Source organism: Krasilnikovia sp. M28-CT-15 (assembly GCF_047159595.1).
Taxonomy (GTDB): Bacteria; Actinomycetota; Actinomycetes; order Mycobacteriales; family Micromonosporaceae; genus Actinoplanes.
In genome coordinates, this window is sequence record NZ_BAAGAK010000001.1 from 7,125,527 (window position 1) to 7,145,472 (window position 19,946).

Consider the following 19,946-nt stretch of genomic DNA (forward strand, 5'->3'; position numbering starts at 1 on the left):
TCCTCCGCCGCCGTACAACCGGCCCGTCATGCTACGGGTCGGCCGCCGACGGCGTGGGGTCAGCCGTACGTGCGGCGGCGGGCCACCTCGGCGAGCGTGACCGCGGCGGCGACGCTGGCGTTCAGCGACTCCACCGTGGAGGCCATCGGGATGCCGACCCGCAGGTCGCACGTCTGGCCGACGAGCCGGGACAGCCCGCGTCCCTCGGAGCCGACCACCACCAGCAGTGGACCGACCGCGGCCTCCAGCTGGTAGAGGTCGGTGTCGCCGTCCGCGTCCAGCCCGATCGCGGTGAAGCCGGCCTGCTGGCACGCCTTGATGGCCCGGGTCAGGTTGACGACCTGGGAGACCGGCACCCGGGCGGCCGCGCCCGCGCTGGTGCGCCACGCGGTCGCGGTGATGCCCGCGGCCCGCCGTTCCGGCAGGAACACGCCGTGCCCGCCGAACGCGGCCACGGAGCGGATGACCGCACCCAGGTTGCGCGGGTCGGTCACGCCGTCCAGCGCGACCAGCAGCGGGGCGGTCTGCTCCAGGGCGGCGGCGACCAGGTCGTCGAACTGCTCGTACGCGAACGGGGGCACCTGCAGGCCGACGCCCTGGTGCAGCACCCCGCCGGTCATCCGGTCCAGTTCGAGGCGGCTGATCTCCAGGATCGGGATGCCCCGGTCGCCCGCCGTCCGGACGGCCTCGTTGATCCGCTCGTCGATGTCGATGCCCTGCGCCACGTACAGCGCGGTGGCGGGGATGTCGGCGCGCAGGGCCTCCACCACCGGGTTGCGCCCGAGCAGCAGCTCGGGGCCTTCCCTGGTGGGATTGGAGCGGCGACCGGGAGCGATCCGCGGACCGCGGTGGGGCTGCATCTTGCCGCCGCGGGCCGTCGGCTTGCCGGTGCCCTTCCAGCCCCGGCCCCAGGTGGTGTCCTTGGTGCCGGGGACGCCGATTTTCGGGGCCCGCCCCTCGGCGGCCGCGGCGCGGCGCTCCTTCTCCTGCTTGCGCGCGGTCTTCTCCGGCAGCTTCTCCGTGCCGGAGTACCCCTTGTGCCACGGCCGCTCGTCGGCGGGCAGGGTCTTGCCGCGGCCCTTGAGCCCGCTGCGGTTCTTGCCGCCCGAGCCCATCGACGCGCCCTTCTTCGAGGTCACGCGACGGCTCCGGTTGCCCGAGTTGCCCGGCATCAGTGGTGCTCCCCTACGGTCCAACGCGGCCCCGCGGGAGTGTCCTCCACCTGGATACCGGCGTGCTTCAGCTGGTCACGGACCGCGTCGGCGGCCGCCCAGTCCTTACGTGTGCGGGCCTGCGCCCGCTGCTCCAGGGCAAGCGCCACGAGCCCGTCCACCACCGGTTTGAGGTCGCCGCCGCGCTCGGCGCCGCCCCACGCCGCGTCCAGCGGGTCGAGGCCGAGCACCCCGAGCATGGCGCGCACGGCGGCCAGCGCGGCCGAGACGCCCGCCTGGTCGCCCCCGGCCAGGGCCGTGTTGCCCTCGCGGATCGTGTCGTGCACGACGGCCAGCGCGGCCGAGGTGTTGAGGTCGTCGTCCATGGCGGCGGCGAACGCGTCCGGCACCCGGCCCCGCTCCCCCGCCCCGGCGACCTCGAGGGCGCGGGTCACGAAGCCCTCGATCCGCCGGTACGCGGTCGCGGCCTCACGCAGCGCGTCGTCGGAGTAGTCGATCCGCGAGCGGTAGTGCGGGCTGCCCAGGTAGTAGCGCAGCTCGACGGGGCGGATGCCCATGGCCAGCACCGCGTCGAGGTCGATGACGTTGCCCAGCGACTTGCTCATCTTGGCCTCGCCGAGGTTGAGCAGCGCGTGGTGCACCCAGTACCGGGCGAAGCCCAGCCCGGCCGCGCGCGACTGGGCGACCTCGTTCTCGTGGTGCGGGAAGGTCAGGTCGAGGCCGCCGCCGTGGATGTCGAACTCGGGCCCCAGGTAGCGGCGCGCCATCGCGGAGCACTCGATGTGCCAGCCGGGACGGCCGGGGCCCCAGGGGGACCACCAGGCGGCGTCGGCGGGCTCCTGCGCCTTGACGCCCTTCCACAGCGCGAAGTCGCGGAAGTCGCGCTTGTCCGGCTCGCCACCGTCGGTCGGTGCGCGCATGTCGTCGGGGTGCTGCCCGCTCAGCGCCCCGTACTCCGGATAGGACGGCACGTCGAAGTACACGTCGCCGTTGCCCGCGGCGGCCGGGTACGCGTGCCCGCCCGCGATCAGCTCATGGATCAGCTCGTGCATCTCGGTGATGTGCCCGGTCGCCCGCGGCTCGTACGTCGGCTCGAGTACGTTCAGCGCCCGGTAGTTGGCGGCCAGCACGAGCTCGTTCTCGTACGCGATGGACCAGAACGGGCGGTCCTGCTTGACCGCCTTCTCCAGGATCTTGTCGTCGACGTCCGTGATGTTGCGGATGAACGTCACGTCGAACCCGGCGTGCTGGAACCAGCGGCGCAGGATGTCGTAGTTGACCCCGCTGCGCAGGTGGCCGATGTGCGGGATCGACTGCACCGTGAGACCGCACAGGTAGATCCCCACCTGACCGGGCCTCATCGGGACGAAGTCCCGGACCGATCGGGTCGCGGTGTCGTACAAGCGCAGCGTCACCGTACAAGGGTACCGACCGGGGCGAGCGGTTTGCCGCCCGTCCCTCGGGTCAGGGACGGGTCATGCGGAGCACGTCCAGGGCCTCGTCGAGCTGCTGGTCGGTGACCCGTCCCGCCTCGACGTGGCCGCGTTCGACCACCACCTCACGGATCGAGCGTCCGGTCGCCAGGGCCTGCTTGGCGATCGCGGCGGCCTCGTCGTACCCGAGGTAGCGGTTGAGCGGGGTGACGATCGACGGCGAGCCCTCGGCGTACGCCCGGGCGATCTCGGTGTTGGCCTCCAGCCCGGCGACGCAACGGTCGGCCAGCATGCGCGCGGCCGCGGCCAGCAGGCGGATGGATTCGAGCAGGTTGCGGCCCATCACGGGGAGCATCACGTTGAGTTCGAAGTCGCCCTGGGTGCCCGCGAACGCGACCGCCGCGTCGTTGCCGATGACCTGGGCGCAGACCTGGCGGACGGACTCGGGCACCACCGGGTTCACCTTGCCCGGCATGATCGACGAGCCGGGTTGCAGGTCGGGCAGGCGCAGCTCGCGCAGCCCGGCGCGGGGGCCGGAACCCATCCACCGGATGTCGTTGACGATCTTGTACAGGCTGACCGCGACGACCCGGAGCTGGCCGGACGCCTCCACGAGCGCGTCCCGGGCGCCCTGCGCCTCGAAGTGGTTGCGGGCCTCGGACAGCGGCAGGCCGGTCGCCTCGCGCAGCCGCTCGATGACCGCCGGGGCGAAGCCCGGCGGGGTGTTCACCCCGGTGCCGACCGCGGTGCCACCCAGGGGCAGCTCCCCGAGCCGGGGCAGCGTGTCGGTGAGGCGGTCGATGCCGGTCTGCACCTGCGCCGCGTACCCGGAGAACTCCTGACCCAGGGTGACCGGCGTCGCGTCCATGAGGTGCGTGCGGCCGCTCTTGACCACCTCGGCCCAGTCGGCGGCCTTCGCGTTCAGCGCGGCCACGAGGTGATCCAGCGCCGGGATGAGGTTGCTGGTGACCGCCTCGGTGGCGGCCAGGTGGATCGAGGACGGGAAGACGTCGTTGCTCGACTGCGACGCGTTGACGTGGTCGTTGGGATGCACCGGGCGGCCCAGCTCGCGGGCCGCGAGGGTGGCGATGACCTCGTTGGCGTTCATGTTCGACGAGGTGCCCGATCCGGTCTGGAACACGTCGATCGGGAACTGGTCGTCGTGGCCGCCGTCCGCGACCTGCGCGGCGGCGGTCTCCACCGCCTTCGCAAGATCTTCTTCAAGTACGCCCAGAGCCGCGTTGGCCTGCGCCGCCGCCCCCTTGATCCGGGCCAGGGCGTGGATGTGCGCGGGCTCCAGCCCGCGTCCTGAGATCGGGAAGTTCTCCACCGCCCGCTGGGTCTGCGCCCGCCACAGGGCGTCGGCGGGGACCCGGACCTCGCCCATGGTGTCGCGCTCGATGCGGTAGCCGTTGTCGACAGTCACCCCCACATCCTCTGCCAAAGCTGTCTAGAACGACACCGGTTCGCGGATGATCGGGCACGTCATGCAGTGACCTCCGCCACGACCCCGACCCAGCTCGGCGCCGACGATCTCGATGACCTCCACGCCGGCCTTGCGCAGCAACGTGTTGGTCTGCGTGTTGCGGTCGTAGGTGAACACCACCCCGGGCTCGAGCGCGACCGCGTTGTTGCCGCTGTCCCACTGCTGGCGCTCGGAGGCGTACGCGTCGCCGCCGGTGGCGATGACCCGCAGCGCGGGCAGGCCCAGGGCCTGCGCGACGACGTCGACGAAGGGCCGGGAGCCGTGGTCGACGATGTCGACACCCGGTGCCCGGTCCGCGGGGCGCAGCGAGAACGTGTGCACCCCGTCCATGATGGTCGGATAAAGGGTGACCACGTCGCGGTCCGCGAACGTGAACACCGTGTCCAGGTGCATCGCGGAGCGCAGCTTCGGCATGCCCGCGACGACGACGTGGTCGGCGGCGCCCTTCGCGAACAGGGCCGCCGCGACCTGTGTGATCGCCTGCCGGGACGTTCGCTCGCTCATGCCCATCAGGACGACCCCGTTGCCGACCGGCATGATGTCGCCACCCTCGAACGTCGCCTGACCCCACTGCCGCTCGGGGTCGCCCCACCACACCGTGGCGCCCACGAACTCCGGGTGGAACTCGTAGATCGCCTTCATCAGCAGGGTCTCGTCCTTGCGGGCCTGCCAGAACAGCGGGTTCAGGGTGACACCGCCGTACAGCCAGCAGGTGGTATCGCGGGTGTAGAGAGTGTTGGGCAGCGGGGGCATCAGGTATTCGCGGGCGCCGGTGCCCTCCCGGGCCAGGGCGACGTACTCGGGGCGGAAGTCGTCGGGCAGGTCCGTGGTGGCCAGGCCGCCGATGAGGTACTCGGCCAGCTGCCCGGCGTCGAGCGACTCCAGGAAGGCGCGCGTGTCGTCGACCAGGCCGAGACCGACCTCGTTCGCGACGATCTTGCGATCGAGCAGCCAGGACCGGGCCTCCGGGATGGCGACGGTCTGGGCCAGCACGTCGTGCAGCTCCACCACCTCGACGCCCCGGGTACGCAGCTTGTTGACGAAGTCGGCGTGGTCGCGCTGGGCGTTCTCCACCCACATGACGTCGTCGAAGAGCAGGTCGTCGGAGTTGGTGGGGGTGAGCCGGCGGTGCGCCAGCCCGGGCGCGCAGACCAACACCTTGCGCAACCGGCCGACCTCGGAATAGGCGCCGTAGCTCTGCGCGATGGGCTTGTCCTGGGTGGTCACGCGATCCTCCATTCAGTCGGCGTGGGAAGCAAGGGTCAGAGGTGGATCCAGCCGGCGGCGAGGGCGACGACACCGTAGATCGCTCCGGCCATCGAGATGACGAACAGCACCAGCTCGGCGGGGGAGAACAACCGTCGGCCCTGCTCGCGGCGGGCCATCACGAACAGCACCGTGGCCGGGGCGTACACGATGAACGAGACGAGCACGAACTTCAGGCCCGCGGCGAACAGCAGGAACGCGACGTACACGGTCGCCAGCGAGCCGACGACGAGTTCCCACGGGCCACCCGGGGCGACACCGGCGCGGCCGAGCGCGACCTTGACCGCGTACCCGGCGGCCAGCAGGAACGGGATCAGCGTCAACGCGCTGGTGAGGTCGAGGGCGAACGAGAACGCGTCCTCGGAGAACATGGTCACGATGAGGAACAGCTGCGACAGCGCGGTCGACAGCAGCAGCGCCGGTACGGGCACGTCGGCGGCGTTGACCCCGCGCAGGAACCGGGGCATGTCGTCGTCCTTGGCCGCGACGAACAGCACCTCGGCGGCCATCAGCGTCCAGGCCAGGTACGCGCCGAGCACGGAGACGATCAGCCCGATGCTGACGAACACCTGTCCCCAGGTGCCGACCGCCGCCTCCAGCACACCGGCCATGGACGGCTGGCGCAGCTCGGCGATCTCGCCCATCGGCAGGATGCCGTACGACACGATGGTGACCGAGGCGAAGACGGCGAAGACGCTCAGGAACCCGAGGATCGTGGCCCGGCCGACGTCCTCGCGGCGCTTGGCGTGCCGGGAGTACACACTGGCGCCCTCGACACCGAGGAAGACGAAGACCGTGACCAGCATCGTGCCGCGTACCTGATTGAACAGGTTGCCGGCGTAGTCGGCGCCGCCGATATTGTCCGCGAACACCTTCGGGTCCAGGTAGAACAGGGCCAGCAGCACGAAGACCAGGATCGGCACCACCTTCGCGATGGTGACGATCTTGTTGATCGCGGTGGCCTCCGTGATGCCGCGCCGGATCAGCAGGTAGAACGCCCACAGGCCGACCGTGGACAGCCCCACCGCGAGCAACGTGTCGCCCTCGCCCAGCGCCGGGACGACCGCACCGACCGTCGACATGATCAGCACCCAGTACGTGACGTTGCCGACGCAGGCGCTGGCCCAGTACCCGAACGCGGAGAAGAAGCCGGGGTACTCGCCGAATCCGGCCTTGGCGTAGGCGTACACCCCGGCGTCGAGGTCGGGCTTGCGGACGGCGAGGGTCTGGAAGACGAATGCCAGCATGAGCATGCCGGTGCCGGCGATGACCCAGGCGATGAGCGCACCGGCGACCCCGGTCTCCTGCGCGAAGCGGCGGGGCAGCGAGAAGACTCCGGCGCCGACCATGGAGCCGACGACCATCGCGGTCATCGTCCAGAACGTGAGCTTCGCCGTGGCGGGTTGCGTGGTGTTCGTGTCGGTTGCGGTCACAGCCCTCTCCCGTTCGTGGCTACGGCGATGCCGTCGACGACGCAGGGGCCTTCTCGATCACCGTGGCGAACAGCAGTCCCCGGCTGCGGGCCGCCCGGATCATCGGGTCGACCAGCCGGCTGATGAGCCCGGCGACCACGACGCATGCGATCAGGGCCACCTGGATCGAGCCATCACCCACCCCTCCACCTTGCCCGATAAGGGCATTTTAGGAGGTTAGACCGGTTTGTGAGTTGACTTCGTCGTCTGCGGTGCCTTGTCGCGGCTACGCACGGAGAACCGAATAGGCCGTGGAGGGAGCGACGGCCGACATCGAAGCTGGCCGCTGCGGTGGACGCGGCGGGGCGGCGCACGTATCGTCCGGAGGGTTTGTGCTCCTCTGTGGCACGATCCTAGACCCCCGGACGAACAGGATCCATTGTGATGCGACGCGCCATCCTGGCCGTGACCCTTGGCGGTGCTCTGTTGACCGCGGCGGCCTGCGACGACGCGGAGACTGCGACCCCGACGGCGGCGGGCACCCCCGCACCGACCACGACGGCCGCACCCGCCCCGACCGGCCCGAACTACGCCGCCGACACGAAGAAGGTGTGCGGTCAGGTGGAGGCGATCTTCACAGCGGATCTGAAGAATTTCGGTACGGAGCTGGGCAAAATGATCGCCTACCGGGAGGCGAAGCAGGCCGATGCCGCGGAGAAGGCGGAGAAGGCCGCCCGCGCCGAACTGAAGAAGGTCGGCGACAAGATCCGCAAGGCGACCACGGCGGCCCAGGACCCGGAACTGCGCAAGGCGGGCACGGAATCCGCCGGCAAGTTCAGCAGGAGCGCACAGGACTCCGCACTCCTCGACAAGATCAAAAGCACCAAGGATCTGGACAAGTCGCTCGAGGGCCTGATGACCAAGTGGCTCACCCCGGTCGCCGGAGTGTGCGGCTGACCTCGATCGAGGCTAGGAGGATCGCCGGGCCGGACCGCCCGAACGTCGGTTTGCCCGGCACCCGGACCGCCCGTATCGTGCCCGGCGATCTCCCCCTCGATGAACGGAATTGCGATGCGACGCGCCATCCTGGCCGTGACCCTCGGCGGCGTGCTGCTGAGCGGCACCGCCTGCAGCAACGACACGAAGACCCCGGCCGACGCCGCCGCACCCGCCACCACGACCACCACCGCAGCGCCGGACTACACCGCGGACACGAAGAAGGTCTGCGACGGGTTCGAGAAGGACCTGCAGAAGGGCGCCGAGGCGTTCGGTAAGGAACTCGGCAAGATGATCGGCTACCGAGAGACCAAGCAGACCAGGAACGCGGCGACGGCGAAGAAGGCCGCCGCCGCGGAGTTGAAGAACTGGGCCTCCGACGTCCGCAGCGCGACCAGGGCCGCGATGGACCCGAGGCTCCAGGCCGCCGGTGAATCGGCCGCCGGCAACATGGTCAAGGCCGCCGACGGCGACGCGTTCTTCGCGAAGTTCAAGACCGAGAAGGACGTCGACAAGCACTTCGAGGCGGAGCTGAACGGCTGGTTCACCCCACTCAACGCGCTCTGCGCGTAACTCCCAGCCACGGCTTCGGCGTCAGGACTCCCCGTCGCGGACGATCTGGCGAATGCGCTCGCGGGAGTACCCGGTGGCCGCCACGATGTCCACTTGGCGCATTCCGGCCCGGTCAGCCGCCTGAATCTCCTTTGCCAACACGGCGCGCGCCCGATCCACCCGATCCCTGGCTTCAGCAATGATCTGGGCGGCTCGCTCCTCCGCACGGGGCACTCCGGCTTGCGCCGCGCGCAGCTTCCGTACCGCCGCCTCCAGATCCGCCATTCGGCCATCGTCCCTGGCCATCCGCTAGGCCAAGTCACGCATCCATAATTTGGACCAACCAGGCTCATCGCCATTTGGCCAACTGTCTGGCTTAGTTGTTGGTATTCCCCGGCGCCCGGGAGTGCCTGGCCACGGAGTTGAGTCCCGCGAGGCTCCGTATCCACATGTGGATACGGCTGGAGGTGGCTGTCCGGGATATCCCCCCGACCCCGGCCGCCGAGCTTTTCGACCGCTTCCTCCGCTGGACCCGGTTGATACCACCAACTCCCAGCCACCAGATTGCGGGTACCGGCGTCCATGCCGGTACCCACGTGTTCGGCGCCACTCGGCCGCTAATCCGCCCCGGGCGCCTGCTCATACTTCGCCAGCGTCGCCTTGCGCGTGCTCGCGTCCTGGAAGGTCAGCGTCCACGGGCCCGTGTTGATATCCATGTCCTTGCCGAACCCGACCCACTTCCCGGCAAAGCGGCGGCCGGTCGGCTCGGCGAGGAGCTGAATCGCACCGTGGTAGCGGGCTCCCCGGTAGTAGCCTTCAGCCTCGGTCTCCTCGACCCAGGTCCCCGTGATCACGCTGCCATCGACCGCCAGATCCATCGTGAGCAGCGACGTGTGGGGGCGGTGGACGCTGCGTACGGTCAGCCGGTCGCCGTGCTGGAGGATCACCACATAGTGGGCGCTGTCGAACTCCTGGGCGCGGCTGCTGGAGTAGTAGCGGTAACGACTCAGCCACACTCCCGAGTGGCCACCGTGCGCCTGCGCCGCCCCCTTCGGGCCGGGGATCGCGGCGGGACGGACCTCCAGGTCGTGTCCTCCCCTGCCGTCATCGACGACCATCGCGTCCGCGTCCGCGGGGAAGCCCAGCGACGTGATGGGCAGCCGCGTGACCATCTCAAGCGCCCGGGCGCTGGCGGGACGAGGGCTTGCTATCTCGCCGCTCTCGTAGCGCTGGACGGTCCGCTTGGTGGTGCTGGCGGCGCCCGCCTCACGCATCCGCTCGGCCATCTCGTCCTGGCTGAGACGCATGGAGAGGCGGACGGCGCGGAATGCCGTGTTCGGCCGGGGCTGGGTCTCCATGGCCAAGACCGTACTCCGTACGTCGCCGGAATGTCGCCTTGAGTGTCGCCGGAATGCCGTCCCGGGCGTCGTCGCGCTGGGCGACATTCCGGCGAGATCCTGTCTTCGCCCCCCGGGTGCCCGGCTGGACAGACGAGCCCCGGGCACTCGGCGGGAGCCGAGATCCCGGGAGGCGGCGTGGCGCACATCGAGGACCTGCCCAGATGGGACTGCCGGGCTTGCGGCAGGCCGTGGCCGTGCAACCCGGCCCGGGAAGGCCTGTCCGCGGAGTTGTCCCGCACCGTGCTGCGCATCCACATGTGGATGCGGCTGGAGATGGCTGTCCGGGATCTCCCCCCACACCGGGATGCGGTTGGAGCCGACCGTTATCGCTTGCCGATCTGCAAGGTCGGTTTGGTGACCTCGGCGAAGAAGTCGTTGCCTTTGTCGTCCACGACGATGAAGGCCGGGAAGTCCTCGACCTCGATCTTCCACACCGCTTCCATGCCCAGCTCGGGGTATTCGAGCACCTCGACGTGCTTGATGCAGTCCTGGGCCAGCCGCGCGGCGGGGCCGCCGATCGAGCCGAGGTAGAACCCGCCGTGGCTCTGGCAGGCGCGGGTGACCTGGGCCGAGCGGTTGCCCTTGGCCAGCATGAGCAGCGAGCCGCCCGCGGCCTGGAACTTCTCCACGTACGAGTCCATCCGCCCGGCCGTGGTCGGGCCGAACGAGCCGGACGCGTACCCCTCGGGGGTCTTCGCCGGGCCCGCGTAGTAGACCGCGTGATCGCGCAGGTACTGCGGCATCGGCTCACCCGCGTCCAGCCGCTCGGCGATCTTCGCGTGGGCGATGTCGCGGGCCACGACGAGCGAGCCGCTCAGCGACAGCCGGGTCTTCACCGGGTACTTCGACAGCTCCGCCCGGATCTCGTCCATCGGGCGGTTCAGGTCGACGCGGACGACCTCGTCGGTCTCCAGGTGCTCGTCCGTGACGTCCGGCAGGAACCGGGCCGGGTCGGTCTCCAGCCGCTCCAGCCAGACGCCGGACGGCGTGATCTTGGCGAGCGCCTGGCGGTCGGCCGAGCAGGACACCGCGATGGCCACCGGGCACGACGCGCCGTGCCGGGGCAGGCGGATCACCCGTACGTCGTGGCAGAAGTACCGGCCGCCGAACTGCGCGCCGATGCCGAAGTCGCGGGTCAGCTCCAGCACCGCCGCCTCCAGCTCGACGTCGCGGAAGCCGTGCGCGGTCATCGACCCCTGCCGGGGCAGGTTGTCCAGGTACTTCGCGCTGGCCAGCTTCGCGGTCTTCAGCGCATGCTCGGCGCTGGTGCCGCCGATCACGACCGCGAGATGGTACGGCGGGCACGCCGACGTCCCGATCAGCCGCAGCTTCTCGTCCATGAACTCCATCAGCCGCGCCGGGCTGAGCAGCGCCTTGGTCTCCTGGTACAGATAGGACTTGTTGGCCGAGCCGCCGCCCTTGGCCATGAAGAGGAACTTGTACGCGTCCGGATGCCCGCCCGGATCCTCGGCGTACAGCTCGATCTGCGCGGGCAGGTTCGTGCCGGTGTTCTTCTCGTCCCACATGGTCAGCGGGGCGAGCTGCGAATACCGCAGATTGAGCTTGGTGTACGCCTGGTACACGCCCTGCGCGATCGCCCGCTCGTCCTGGCCGTCGGTGAGCACGTGGCGGCCGCGCTTACCCATGACGATCGCGGTGCCGGTGTCCTGGCACATGGGCAGCACCCCGCCGGCCGCGATGTTCGCGTTGCGCAGCAGGTCCAGCGCGACGAAGCGGTCGTTCGCCGACGCCTTGGGGTCGTCGATGATCGACCGCAGCTGGGTCAGGTGGGCGGGGCGCAGGTAGTGCGCGATGTCGTGCATCGCCTCCGCGGTGAGCTGCGTGATCACCGACGACTCCACCGTCAGGAAACGGCGCCCGCCCGGCCCGTTGACCACGTCCACGCCCTCGTCCGTAATGAGGCGGTATTCGGTCAGGTCGTCACCGATCGGCAGCAACGGGGCGTACGAGAAAGCGTCGGCTCTGCTCATGAACGGCAAGCCTAGGCCAGCCCCTGCTCAAGGTGCGAATCAACCTGCTCGATCAACGGCGAACGGCACGTACGCGAGGTCCCGCCCCGACACCAGCACCAGGCCACCGGGCCCGGTGGCGTACGGCTTGCCGGTGGTCCGGACCTCGGCCAGCACCGCGCCCGAACCGGGACCGATCGCGGTGACCCGCCCCGCCTTCGGCTCCACCAGCACCGCCGCGTACGGCGTCAGCGCCGCCTGGGCGCCCGCGCCGATCGACCGCCGCCACCCCGCGCCGCCCCGGGCTAAGGAGCGCCCGCGGGCCGTGGACCCGTCCGCGTCCCGCAGGACCGCGTACCGGTCGTCGACGGCCAGCACCCGCTCCCCCTCGACGCCGTGCCACAGCTCACGCCCGTCGTGCGCCGCGATCAGCACCTGCCGCCCCACCGGGTCCACCCCGAGCACCACGTCGCCCCCGCCCACCGGGTCGCGGTCCTGGCGGCACCCGGACCCGTCGTCGGCGGTGCGCAAGTTGACGTCGCGCTGCCACACCGGATCGTTCGACGGCGGATCGGTCGCCACGACCCGGTAGTAGCAGGTGCCGTCGCGGGCCCGCCCGGTCACCGTGAGCAGGCGGCCCCCGGCCACCGCGACCCGCTGCCGCGTACCCTGCTCGACGGTCTGCACCAGCCGCCCCGCGGCGGTGTCGACGATCTTGACCTGATCGTCGTCGGGGAGGCCGAGCAGGGCGGGCATGGGCGCCGGCCCGGCGATCTGGTCGTCGATCTGGCTGCCGGTCAGCGGCCGGGTGCCGGGCAGATCCGGGTTGTCCCCGTCCAGCACGAATCCCGGGCTCGGCGACGGCACCCGCCACAGCGGGTCACCGCCGCGCGGGTCCCAGGCGGTCAGCTCGCAGCCCGCGTCGCCGCAGTGCAGATCGAGGATCGCATTCGTGTACGTCCAGACGGCCGTCGCCGTGGTGTCGGCCCGCCGGACCGTCCCGGTGTGCGGGTCGAGCACCTGATAGCCCTTGGTGAGCAGCCGGCCGGTCACCACGACCGCGTTGGGCCCGCTGCCCGCCACCGCCGACCAGTCGGCGTCGGACTCCCACAGCCGCACCCCGGCACCCGCCCCGTACGCCTCGACGGAGGTGCGGTACTCGACGATCACCGCGTCGTCCGCGATCGCCACGCTGCGCGGGGTGCCGCCGAGCTTGGCCTGCCACTTCGCGGCGCCGGGGGCGATGGGTTCGCTGCGGTCGATCCAGCTCCAGAGCTTCGGGAAGGGGTTCCACACCCCGGTGGTGGCCAGCACGACGACGACCACGCCGGCGCAGACCGCGTATCCTCGCCACCCACCGCCGGACGCCACGCCGGACAACCTAACGAGCCCCGGCCGCCCCGCCCGGCAGCACGATTCGCCCGTGTCGAGTTGTTATGACCTAAATGCGGAGATCACGGCGACGGCGCTCGGTCCGTACTTCTAGGCATGGCCGCTGCGACGCCCGAGCGGGGACTACGCCCCTGATGCGGCGGATCGCACCAGTGGCAGCACCCGGTACGGGATCAGCTCGGCGAGGGCGATGATCGTGGAGGCACGGACGATCCCCTCGTAGCCGACGATCTGGTCGATGACGCGCTGCAGGTCGGCGTTGGAGCGGGCCACGATCCGGCACAGGATGTCCCCGGTCCCGGTGATCGTGTGCGCCTCCAGCACCTCCGGGATCTCGGCCAGGTGCGCGGCGACCGCGTCGTGGCCGTAGCGCTGGCTGATCTCCAGGGTGACGAAGCTGGTCACCCCGAAACCGATCACGTCCGGCGCCACGTCGGGACCGAAGCCGCGGATCGCACCGCGGGCGATCAACTTGTCCAGGCGGGCCTGGACCGTGCCGCGGGCGACCGCGAGACGGCGGGACAGTTCCAGCACGCCGATGCGCGGTTCCGCGTGCAGCAGGGCGAGCAGCCGCGCGTCCAACGCGTCGAGCTGAACATCTTGTATAGCCATGGTGGTTCTTGAGAGTACCGAATGCGCAGACTGATCAGCCGAGAACGAGACGGTTGCCCAGCGGTGTGACCTGCGCCAACCTCGGCACATGACGCAGATGATGGCAGCCGCCCAGTCGCCCAACGTCGACGTGTTCCCCGTCAAGGGTGTCGACTACCTGCAGTTCCTCGTGGGCAACGCGAAGCAGGCGGCCCACTACTACTCGACCGCGTTCGGGATGACCTGCGTCGCGTACCGGGGTCCCGAGCACGGCTATCGCGACCACGCCGAATACGTCCTGGTCAGCGGTTCCGCGCGGTTCCTGATCACCGGCGCGGTGCACGTGAACGCGCCCGGCGCGGACCACGTCACCCGGCACAGCGACGGCATCAAGGACATCGCCCTGGCCGTCCCGGACGTCGACGCCGCGTACCGGCACGCCATCGAGGCGGGCGCCCGCTCGGTGGCCGAACCGCACGACGTCACCGACGAGCACGGCACCGTCCGGCTCGCCGCCATCGCCACGTACGGTGAGACCATCCACACCCTGATCGACCGCTCCGGCTACGACGGGCCGTTCCTGCCCGGCTTCGTGGCCCGCGGCCCGATCGTGGACCGGCAGCCCGCGATCGACGCCGGCCTACAGCCCAAGCGCTTCTTCCAGGCGGTCGACCACGTCGTCGGCAACGTCGAGCTCGGCAAGATGGACGAGTGGGTGGAGTTCTACCGCCGGGTCATGGGCTTCACGAACATGGCCGAGTTCGTCGGCGACGACATCGCCACGGACTACTCGGCCCTGATGAGCAAGGTCGTGGCGGACGGCACCCGCAAGGTCAAGTTCCCGCTGAACGAGCCGGCCGTCTCCAAGCGCAAGTCCCAGATCGACGAGTACCTGGAGTTCTACGGCGGCCCCGGCGCCCAGCACATCGCCGTGGCGACCAACGACATCCTGGCCAGCGTCGACGCCATGCGCGCCGCCGGGGTCGAGTTCCTGGCCACCCCGGACTCGTACTACGACGACCCGGAGCTGCGGGCCCGCATCGGCTCGGTCCGGGTGCCGATCGAGGAGCTGAAGAAGCGCCGCATCCTGGTCGACCGCGACGAGGACGGCTACCTGCTGCAGATCTTCACCAAGCCGGTGCAGGACCGGCCCACGGTCTTCTTCGAGCTGATCGAGCGGCACGGCTCGCTCGGCTTCGGCAAGGGCAACTTCAAGGCCCTGTTCGAGGCGATCGAGCGGGAGCAGGAACTGCGCGGCAACCTGTAACACTGTCTGCGTGACACAGCCATCCGACGCGGGCGGTCGGCCCGGCACCCCATCCGGGTACGGGCCGCCGCCCGGCCCGGTCCCCGGCCAGCCGTACGGTCCCCCGGGCTACGGTCCCCCGCCCGGCCAGACGCCGCACCCGGGGTACGGGCCGCCGCCCGGTCAAATGCCGCAGCCGGGTCAAATGCCGCAGCCGGGGTACGGACCGCCGCCCGGCTACCCGCCACCGCCCGGATATCCGCCCGGTGCCGGCTACGGACCGCCGCCCGGTTACGGCTACCGGCCACCGGCGCTGAGCCCGGGTGGTCAACCGCTGGCGGACTTCGGCACCCGGCTGCTGGCTCATCTCATCGACGGCGCCATCCTCACGGGCGCCCTGATGGTCGTCTTCGTGCCGGTCATGTTCCTGCTGTTCACCCGGATGAGCGAGTTCACCGTGACGGCCGACCCGTACACGGGCCGCGCGACTGCCCCCAACTTCTTCACCGAGCTGATGCTGCCGATGCTGCTGGTGGAACTCGGCCTGCTCGTGCTGGCCATGGTGGCGTACTACGTGTACTACGTGGAGATGATGTACCGCTCCGGGCAGACCGTCGGGAAGAAGGTCCTCAAGATCCGGGTGGTGCCGCTGGACCCCACCGCGAAACTGACCCGCGGCATGGCCGCCAAGCGGTATCTCGTCGCGTACGTCGCCGGGACCTTCGTGCCGATGCTGGCCTGGATCGACGGGCTGTGGCAGTTGTGGGACAAGCCCTACCAGCAGACCCTCCACGACAAGGCCGGGCAGACCGTCGTCGTTAAGGTTCCGGCATGACCGACCGCACCGCCGCGCAGCAAGGGCCGGGAGTGCATGCCGTGGAGGGATCCGCATGAGCTCCCTGCCTGCGGGCTGGTACAAGGATCCGGCCGACCCGTCGACCCAGCGCTGGTGGGACGGGGAGGGCTGGGTGGGCAAGCCGCTCCCGGCCGACGCCGTGCCACCGGACGGCCCACCCGCCGACGAGGCGCCCACCTCACCCGCTCCGGCGCCGGACGCCGCCACACCGGGCGAGTCCACCCCGGGTCATCCGGCACCCGGCACCACCACACCCGGCCCGGGCGCACCCGGCGCTGCCACACCCGACCCGAACGCACCCGGTACGGCCGCACCCACCACGGGCGCGCCCCATTCGGGCGTCCCGTATCCAGGTGGGTCCCACCCCGGTGCGCCTTATCCGGGCGGCGTCCATCCGGGTGGGCCCTACCCGGGAGGGCCCTATCCAGGCGGGCTCCATCCGGGCGGGCACGGCCCCGCCGCCCCGGCTCCGCCCACGGGCTGGGGCCCTCCACCGGGCTGGGGCCCTCCGCCGGGCTGGCAGCCACCGCCCGGCTGGCAGCCACCGCCTGGGGGGCAGCTGCCGCCCGGGGGACAGCTACCGCCGGGCTGGCAGCCGCAGGCGCCGGGGACACCTGGCTACTCCTGGGCATACGTTCCCCAACTGCGGCCGCACGGCTTCGCGCTCGCCGGGTTCGGCCGTCGGCTCGTCGCCCGGATGGTCGACTTCGCCATGGTGCTGCTGCTCAACATCGCCGTGAACGGCTGGTTCGCGTACCAGTGGTGGCTGGAGGTCGAGCCGATCCTGCGCGCCGCCTGGACCGACCCCATGCACTCGACGCCGCAGCCGGCGTCGCTGCGGGCCAGCTACCTGATGTACACCATTCTGATCATCGCGACCGCGCTGTGGTTCGCGTACGAGGTGCCGGCCATCGCGAACCGCGGCCAGACCCTGGGCAAGCGGCTCATGCAGGTCCAAGTGCTCCGGCTGGAGAACACCGAACAGATCGGCTTCGGCCGCGCGTTCCGGCGCTGGGCCCGGCTCGGTCTCTGGACCCCGTTCTGGACCTTCTGCGGTCTCGGGCTGGTACTGCAGTTCATCGACTCCGTGTCGCCGCTGTTCGATCCACGGCTGCGGCAGGCATTGCACGACAAATCCGCGCAGACCGTGGTGGTCGCGCTCCCGGCGGGGTACCGCCGCCCTGTCGAGGCCGCCGACGGCGGCGACCACTCCGGAGGAGAGAAATGACCCGGCTCACCCGCGCCGACCTGGACGCCCTGCCCGCGTACGTGGCCGGGCGCAACGTCGCCGACCTGGCCCGCGACCTCGGCCTGACCGAGGCCATCAAGCTGGCCAGCAACGAAGTCCCGTACGGTCCGCTGCCCGGCGTGCCCGAGGCGATCGCCGAGGCGGCCCGCACGGTCCACCGCTACCCCGACATGGGCGTGGTCGCGCTGCGCGACAAACTCGCCGACCGGTACGGCGTGCGTCCCGACCGGATCGTCACCGGCTGCGGCTCGGTCGCGCTGGCCGAGACCCTGGCCAAGGCGACCTGCCTGCCCGGCGACGAGATCGTACACGCGTGGCGGTCCTTCGAGGCGTACCCGATCATCGCCACGGGCGCCGGGGCCACCGGCGTACGTGTGCCCAACACCGCCGGGCACGGCCACGACCTGTCCGCCATGGCCGATGCGATCACGGACCGGACCCGCCTGGTCATCGTGTGCAACCCGAACAATCCGACCGGCACCAGCGTGCGCCGGGCCGAGCTGGACCGGTTCCTCGCGCAGGTACCCGACGACGTGCTGGTCGTGCTCGACGAGGCGTACCGGGAGTTCGTCACGGACGAGCAGGTGCCGGACGCGCTCGAAACGTACGGTGACCGCCCCAACGTCGTGGTGCTGCGCACCATGTCCAAGGCGTGGGGCCTGGCCGGGCTGCGGATGGGTTTCCTGGTGGCCCAGCCGGAGGTGGCCGCGACCATCCGCAAGGTGGTGACCCCGTTCTCCACCAACCTGCTGGCGCAGGCCGCCGCCCTGGCCGCACTGGACGCCGAGGACGAGGTGACGCGCCGCTGCGCGGTGATCATCGCCGAGCGCGACCGGGTCACGGAGGCGCTGCGCAAGCTGCAGCTGGAGGTCCCGGCGAGTCAGGCGAACTTCGTGTGGCTGCCGCTGGGCGACCGGGCCGCGGCGTTCGGCGCGGCGTGCGAATCGCGGGGGGTCATCGTCCGGGCCTTCCAGCCGGAAGGCGTCCGCGTGACCATCGGTACGCCGGAGGAGAACGACGCGTTCCTCGCCGCCGCGGAGCAGGCGCTGGCCTGACCACTGAGGATGTTGCCTGGGCGCTCGTCGCGAAGGACGAGCGCCCGCCAGCCGGGATTCGCCGGCGCGGCGCGCCCGGCGCCCCTTCCCGCCCGCTACCTGGCGATCAGCAACGAGACCCGCATGCGGTGGAAGGTCCGGGTCTCGGCGACGGCGTAGCGCTCGGCCAGCACCGCCCGGACGGCCGGGGAGAGACTGCTCAGGGCGTGGCCTTTCGGGTCGGTGGAGACCAGCCAGACCCGCCGGTAGCCCGCCAGGGCGGCCACCGGGTCGGCACGGTCGCGGCGCTGCCACGACCACGGCTGCCCGGGCGGCGGCTCGGTGAGGATCTCCGGCGGCACCGGCTTACCGGCCTGCTCGAGTTCGTACCTGAAGGCGCGGTGGGTGTTGCGGTAGCCGGTGTACACCACCCCGTCGCCGGCCGACTCATGGTCGCCGAGGTAGCGGGCGGCCGCCGCGAAGGCGAACTCCTTCTGCACCGCGTCCGAGCGGACGAACCGCTGCTGCGGCAGGGCGGTCCCAGCCACCGCGACCACGGCGGCCAGCGCCACGGGCAGGTACGCCCGGGTGGAGCCGGCGAGGCGGCGCAGCGCCCACCCGGCGGCGAGGGCCCACGCCGGCACGGTGAACAGCAGATACCGGGGGTAGAACAGGCTGAACTCGTCGAAGGTGTAGTACGCCACCACGGGCGGTAGCACGGCCCAGACCGCCAGCATGAGACCCGGCCAGCGCTGCGGAGCCGCGACGGTGCCGGTCAGGGCGATCGCCACGACACCGAGCACCACGATGAGTCCCGCCACGGCACCGCTCATGAACAGGCTGGCCGGGAACGACTCCACCCGCGCCCAGACCGGATCGGGAATCCAGCCGATCTGCCCGCCCTGCCGACTCGCCACCACCACCAACGGGGCGGCCGTCACCAGCGCGACGCCCACCGTGAGCAGCCATCCGACCAGGATCCGGCGGCGCCGCGGCCCGGCCCCGGCGAATACCGCCGCCCCCACCGCGACCAGGTGTGCGGCCAGCGCCATGAGGGCGACCATGTGGCTGGCCGCCACCCACAGCACGGCCAGGCCGTAGCCCACCCACCGCCAGGGCGACGGCTTCTCCAGCGCCCGCACCAACAGCAGGACGGCCGCGACCGTGGCGGCCAGGGCCATCGCGTACGGGCGGGTCTCCTGGCCGTACCGCGAGATCGCCGGGATCGACGCCAGCAGCAGCCCCGCGACCAGTCCGGTCGGTACGTCGAACAGCCGCCGCCCGAGCAGTGCCAGCAACCCGGCCGCCACGGCCATGAACAGCGCCGACGGCAGGCGCAGCACCGCCGGGGAGTCCCCGAACACGCCGATCCAGACGTGCATCAGGACGTAGTACGGGAACAGCGCCAGGTCCATGGTGCCCATGAGGTGACGCAGGTCCGCCCACGACAGGGATGCGGCCCACCACGTCGCGTGCTCGTCGCGCCACAGTTGCCGATCGCCGATGCCGAACAGCGTCATCGCCAGCGTGCACAGGAAGGGCACCGCCGCGACACGGAGCGAGACCGGCACGGCGCGCACTGTGGACCACGTCGTCGCAGGATCCGGCGCGGTGTCGGTCAACTCACCGTCCGGGGTCGGCGCGGCACCCGTGGTGACCCCGATGGACATCTCCGTCACCCCCGCCGATCCGCTCTCCCGCGAGCGACCGATCCTACGGAAGTGGTCCACTGCCCGCCGCAGCGGTACGACGGCCGAACCTGTCGCAGGTGAGCAGGCCGCTCGTCGCATCCTGGTGCTCTGCACGTCCCGATTCCCCCGTACGCACGCGTAACCGGGCGAAGGCGGCCTGCCAACTCACCTGCAACCCATCCAGAGTCGCCGTCGGACCT

Annotated in this window: 18 protein-coding genes; 6 read left to right on the forward strand and 12 right to left on the reverse strand. The window is 70.9% G+C overall.

Going from position 1 to position 19,946, the window contains the following annotated elements; all coding sequences use genetic code 11:
- Positions 1–59: 59 nt before the first annotated feature.
- From rlmB to ACMCNO_RS32765, 6 genes are read right to left on the reverse strand one after another with little or no spacing between them, the layout of a single operon-like run.
- Positions 60–1,172: a 23S rRNA (guanosine(2251)-2'-O)-methyltransferase RlmB gene (gene rlmB, locus ACMCNO_RS32740; protein ID WP_412753272.1), complete on the reverse strand. Its 1,113-nt coding sequence runs from the start codon at positions 1,170–1,172 to the stop codon at positions 60–62.
- Positions 1,172–2,587: a cysteine--tRNA ligase gene (cysS, locus tag ACMCNO_RS32745; protein ID WP_412753273.1), complete on the reverse strand. Its 1,416-nt coding sequence runs from the start codon at positions 2,585–2,587 to the stop codon at positions 1,172–1,174. The genes rlmB and cysS overlap by 1 nt, the downstream gene beginning before the upstream one ends.
- Before the next feature lie 49 nt (positions 2,588–2,636).
- Positions 2,637–4,031: a class II fumarate hydratase gene (locus ACMCNO_RS32750; protein WP_412753274.1), complete on the reverse strand. Its 1,395-nt coding sequence runs from the start codon at positions 4,029–4,031 to the stop codon at positions 2,637–2,639.
- A gap of 24 nt (positions 4,032–4,055) precedes the next feature.
- Positions 4,056–5,318 (reverse strand): arginine deiminase, encoded by a 1,263-nt coding sequence (locus ACMCNO_RS32755; RefSeq protein ID WP_412753275.1) that lies wholly within the window; start codon positions 5,316–5,318, stop codon positions 4,056–4,058.
- 35 nt (positions 5,319–5,353) lie between these two features.
- On the reverse strand, positions 5,354–6,790 hold the full coding sequence (locus tag ACMCNO_RS32760; protein WP_412753276.1) for a basic amino acid/polyamine antiporter: 1,437 nt from the start codon (positions 6,788–6,790) through the stop codon (positions 5,354–5,356).
- 19 nt (positions 6,791–6,809) lie between these two features.
- Positions 6,810–6,971, reverse strand: coding sequence for a hypothetical protein (locus ACMCNO_RS32765; protein ID WP_412753277.1), 162 nt, complete (start codon positions 6,969–6,971; stop codon positions 6,810–6,812).
- A 242-nt stretch (positions 6,972–7,213) separates the two neighbouring features.
- Here ACMCNO_RS32765 and ACMCNO_RS32770 point away from each other — a divergent pair, with 242 nt between their 5' ends.
- Positions 7,214–7,726: a hypothetical protein gene (locus ACMCNO_RS32770; protein ID WP_412753278.1), complete on the forward strand. Its 513-nt coding sequence runs from the start codon at positions 7,214–7,216 to the stop codon at positions 7,724–7,726.
- 114 nt (positions 7,727–7,840) lie between these two features.
- Entirely contained in the window at positions 7,841–8,338 is a 498-nt protein-coding gene (locus tag ACMCNO_RS32775) for a hypothetical protein (protein ID WP_412753279.1), read from the forward strand.
- Between the two features lie 21 nt (positions 8,339–8,359).
- Here ACMCNO_RS32775 and ACMCNO_RS32780 read toward each other — a convergent pair whose 3' ends face one another.
- The 5 genes from ACMCNO_RS32780 to ACMCNO_RS32800 form a co-directional block, all read right to left on the reverse strand.
- Positions 8,360–8,602: a hypothetical protein gene (locus ACMCNO_RS32780; RefSeq protein WP_412753280.1), complete on the reverse strand. Its 243-nt coding sequence runs from the start codon at positions 8,600–8,602 to the stop codon at positions 8,360–8,362.
- Positions 8,603–8,934: 332 nt separating this feature from the next.
- Positions 8,935–9,675 (reverse strand): helix-turn-helix domain-containing protein, encoded by a 741-nt coding sequence (locus ACMCNO_RS32785; RefSeq protein ID WP_412753281.1) that lies wholly within the window; start codon positions 9,673–9,675, stop codon positions 8,935–8,937.
- A gap of 365 nt (positions 9,676–10,040) precedes the next feature.
- A complete protein-coding gene (locus ACMCNO_RS32790; RefSeq protein ID WP_412753282.1) occupies positions 10,041–11,708 on the reverse strand; it encodes a fumarate hydratase in 1,668 nt (555 codons plus the stop codon).
- A 39-nt stretch (positions 11,709–11,747) separates the two neighbouring features.
- Complete coding sequence (locus ACMCNO_RS32795) at positions 11,748–13,058, reverse strand: hypothetical protein (RefSeq protein ID WP_412753283.1); 1,311 nt, start codon at positions 13,056–13,058, stop codon at positions 11,748–11,750.
- Positions 13,059–13,202: 144 nt separating this feature from the next.
- Complete coding sequence (locus ACMCNO_RS32800) at positions 13,203–13,691, reverse strand: Lrp/AsnC family transcriptional regulator (protein ID WP_412753284.1); 489 nt, start codon at positions 13,689–13,691, stop codon at positions 13,203–13,205.
- Positions 13,692–13,779: 88 nt separating this feature from the next.
- Between ACMCNO_RS32800 and hppD the strand changes: the two genes are divergently transcribed.
- The 4 genes from hppD to hisC are packed head-to-tail and all read left to right on the forward strand — an operon-like array spanning position 13,780 to position 18,076.
- Positions 13,780–14,937, forward strand: coding sequence for a 4-hydroxyphenylpyruvate dioxygenase (gene hppD, locus ACMCNO_RS32805; RefSeq protein ID WP_412753285.1), 1,158 nt, complete (start codon positions 13,780–13,782; stop codon positions 14,935–14,937).
- Between the two features lie 10 nt (positions 14,938–14,947).
- On the forward strand, positions 14,948–15,751 hold the full coding sequence (locus ACMCNO_RS32810) for an RDD family protein (RefSeq protein ID WP_412753286.1): 804 nt from the start codon (positions 14,948–14,950) through the stop codon (positions 15,749–15,751).
- Positions 15,752–15,806: 55 nt separating this feature from the next.
- Positions 15,807–17,000, forward strand: a complete 1,194-nt coding sequence (locus tag ACMCNO_RS32815) for an RDD family protein (RefSeq protein WP_412753287.1) — start codon at positions 15,807–15,809, stop codon at positions 16,998–17,000.
- Positions 16,997–18,076: a histidinol-phosphate transaminase gene (gene hisC / locus ACMCNO_RS32820; RefSeq protein ID WP_412753288.1), complete on the forward strand. Its 1,080-nt coding sequence runs from the start codon at positions 16,997–16,999 to the stop codon at positions 18,074–18,076. Before ACMCNO_RS32815 ends, hisC begins: the two co-directional genes overlap by 4 nt.
- Positions 18,077–18,171: 95 nt before the next feature.
- Here hisC and ACMCNO_RS32825 read toward each other — a convergent pair whose 3' ends face one another.
- Positions 18,172–19,725: a glycosyltransferase family 39 protein gene (locus ACMCNO_RS32825; RefSeq protein ID WP_412753289.1), complete on the reverse strand. Its 1,554-nt coding sequence runs from the start codon at positions 19,723–19,725 to the stop codon at positions 18,172–18,174.
- Positions 19,726–19,946: the final 221 nt, after the last annotated feature.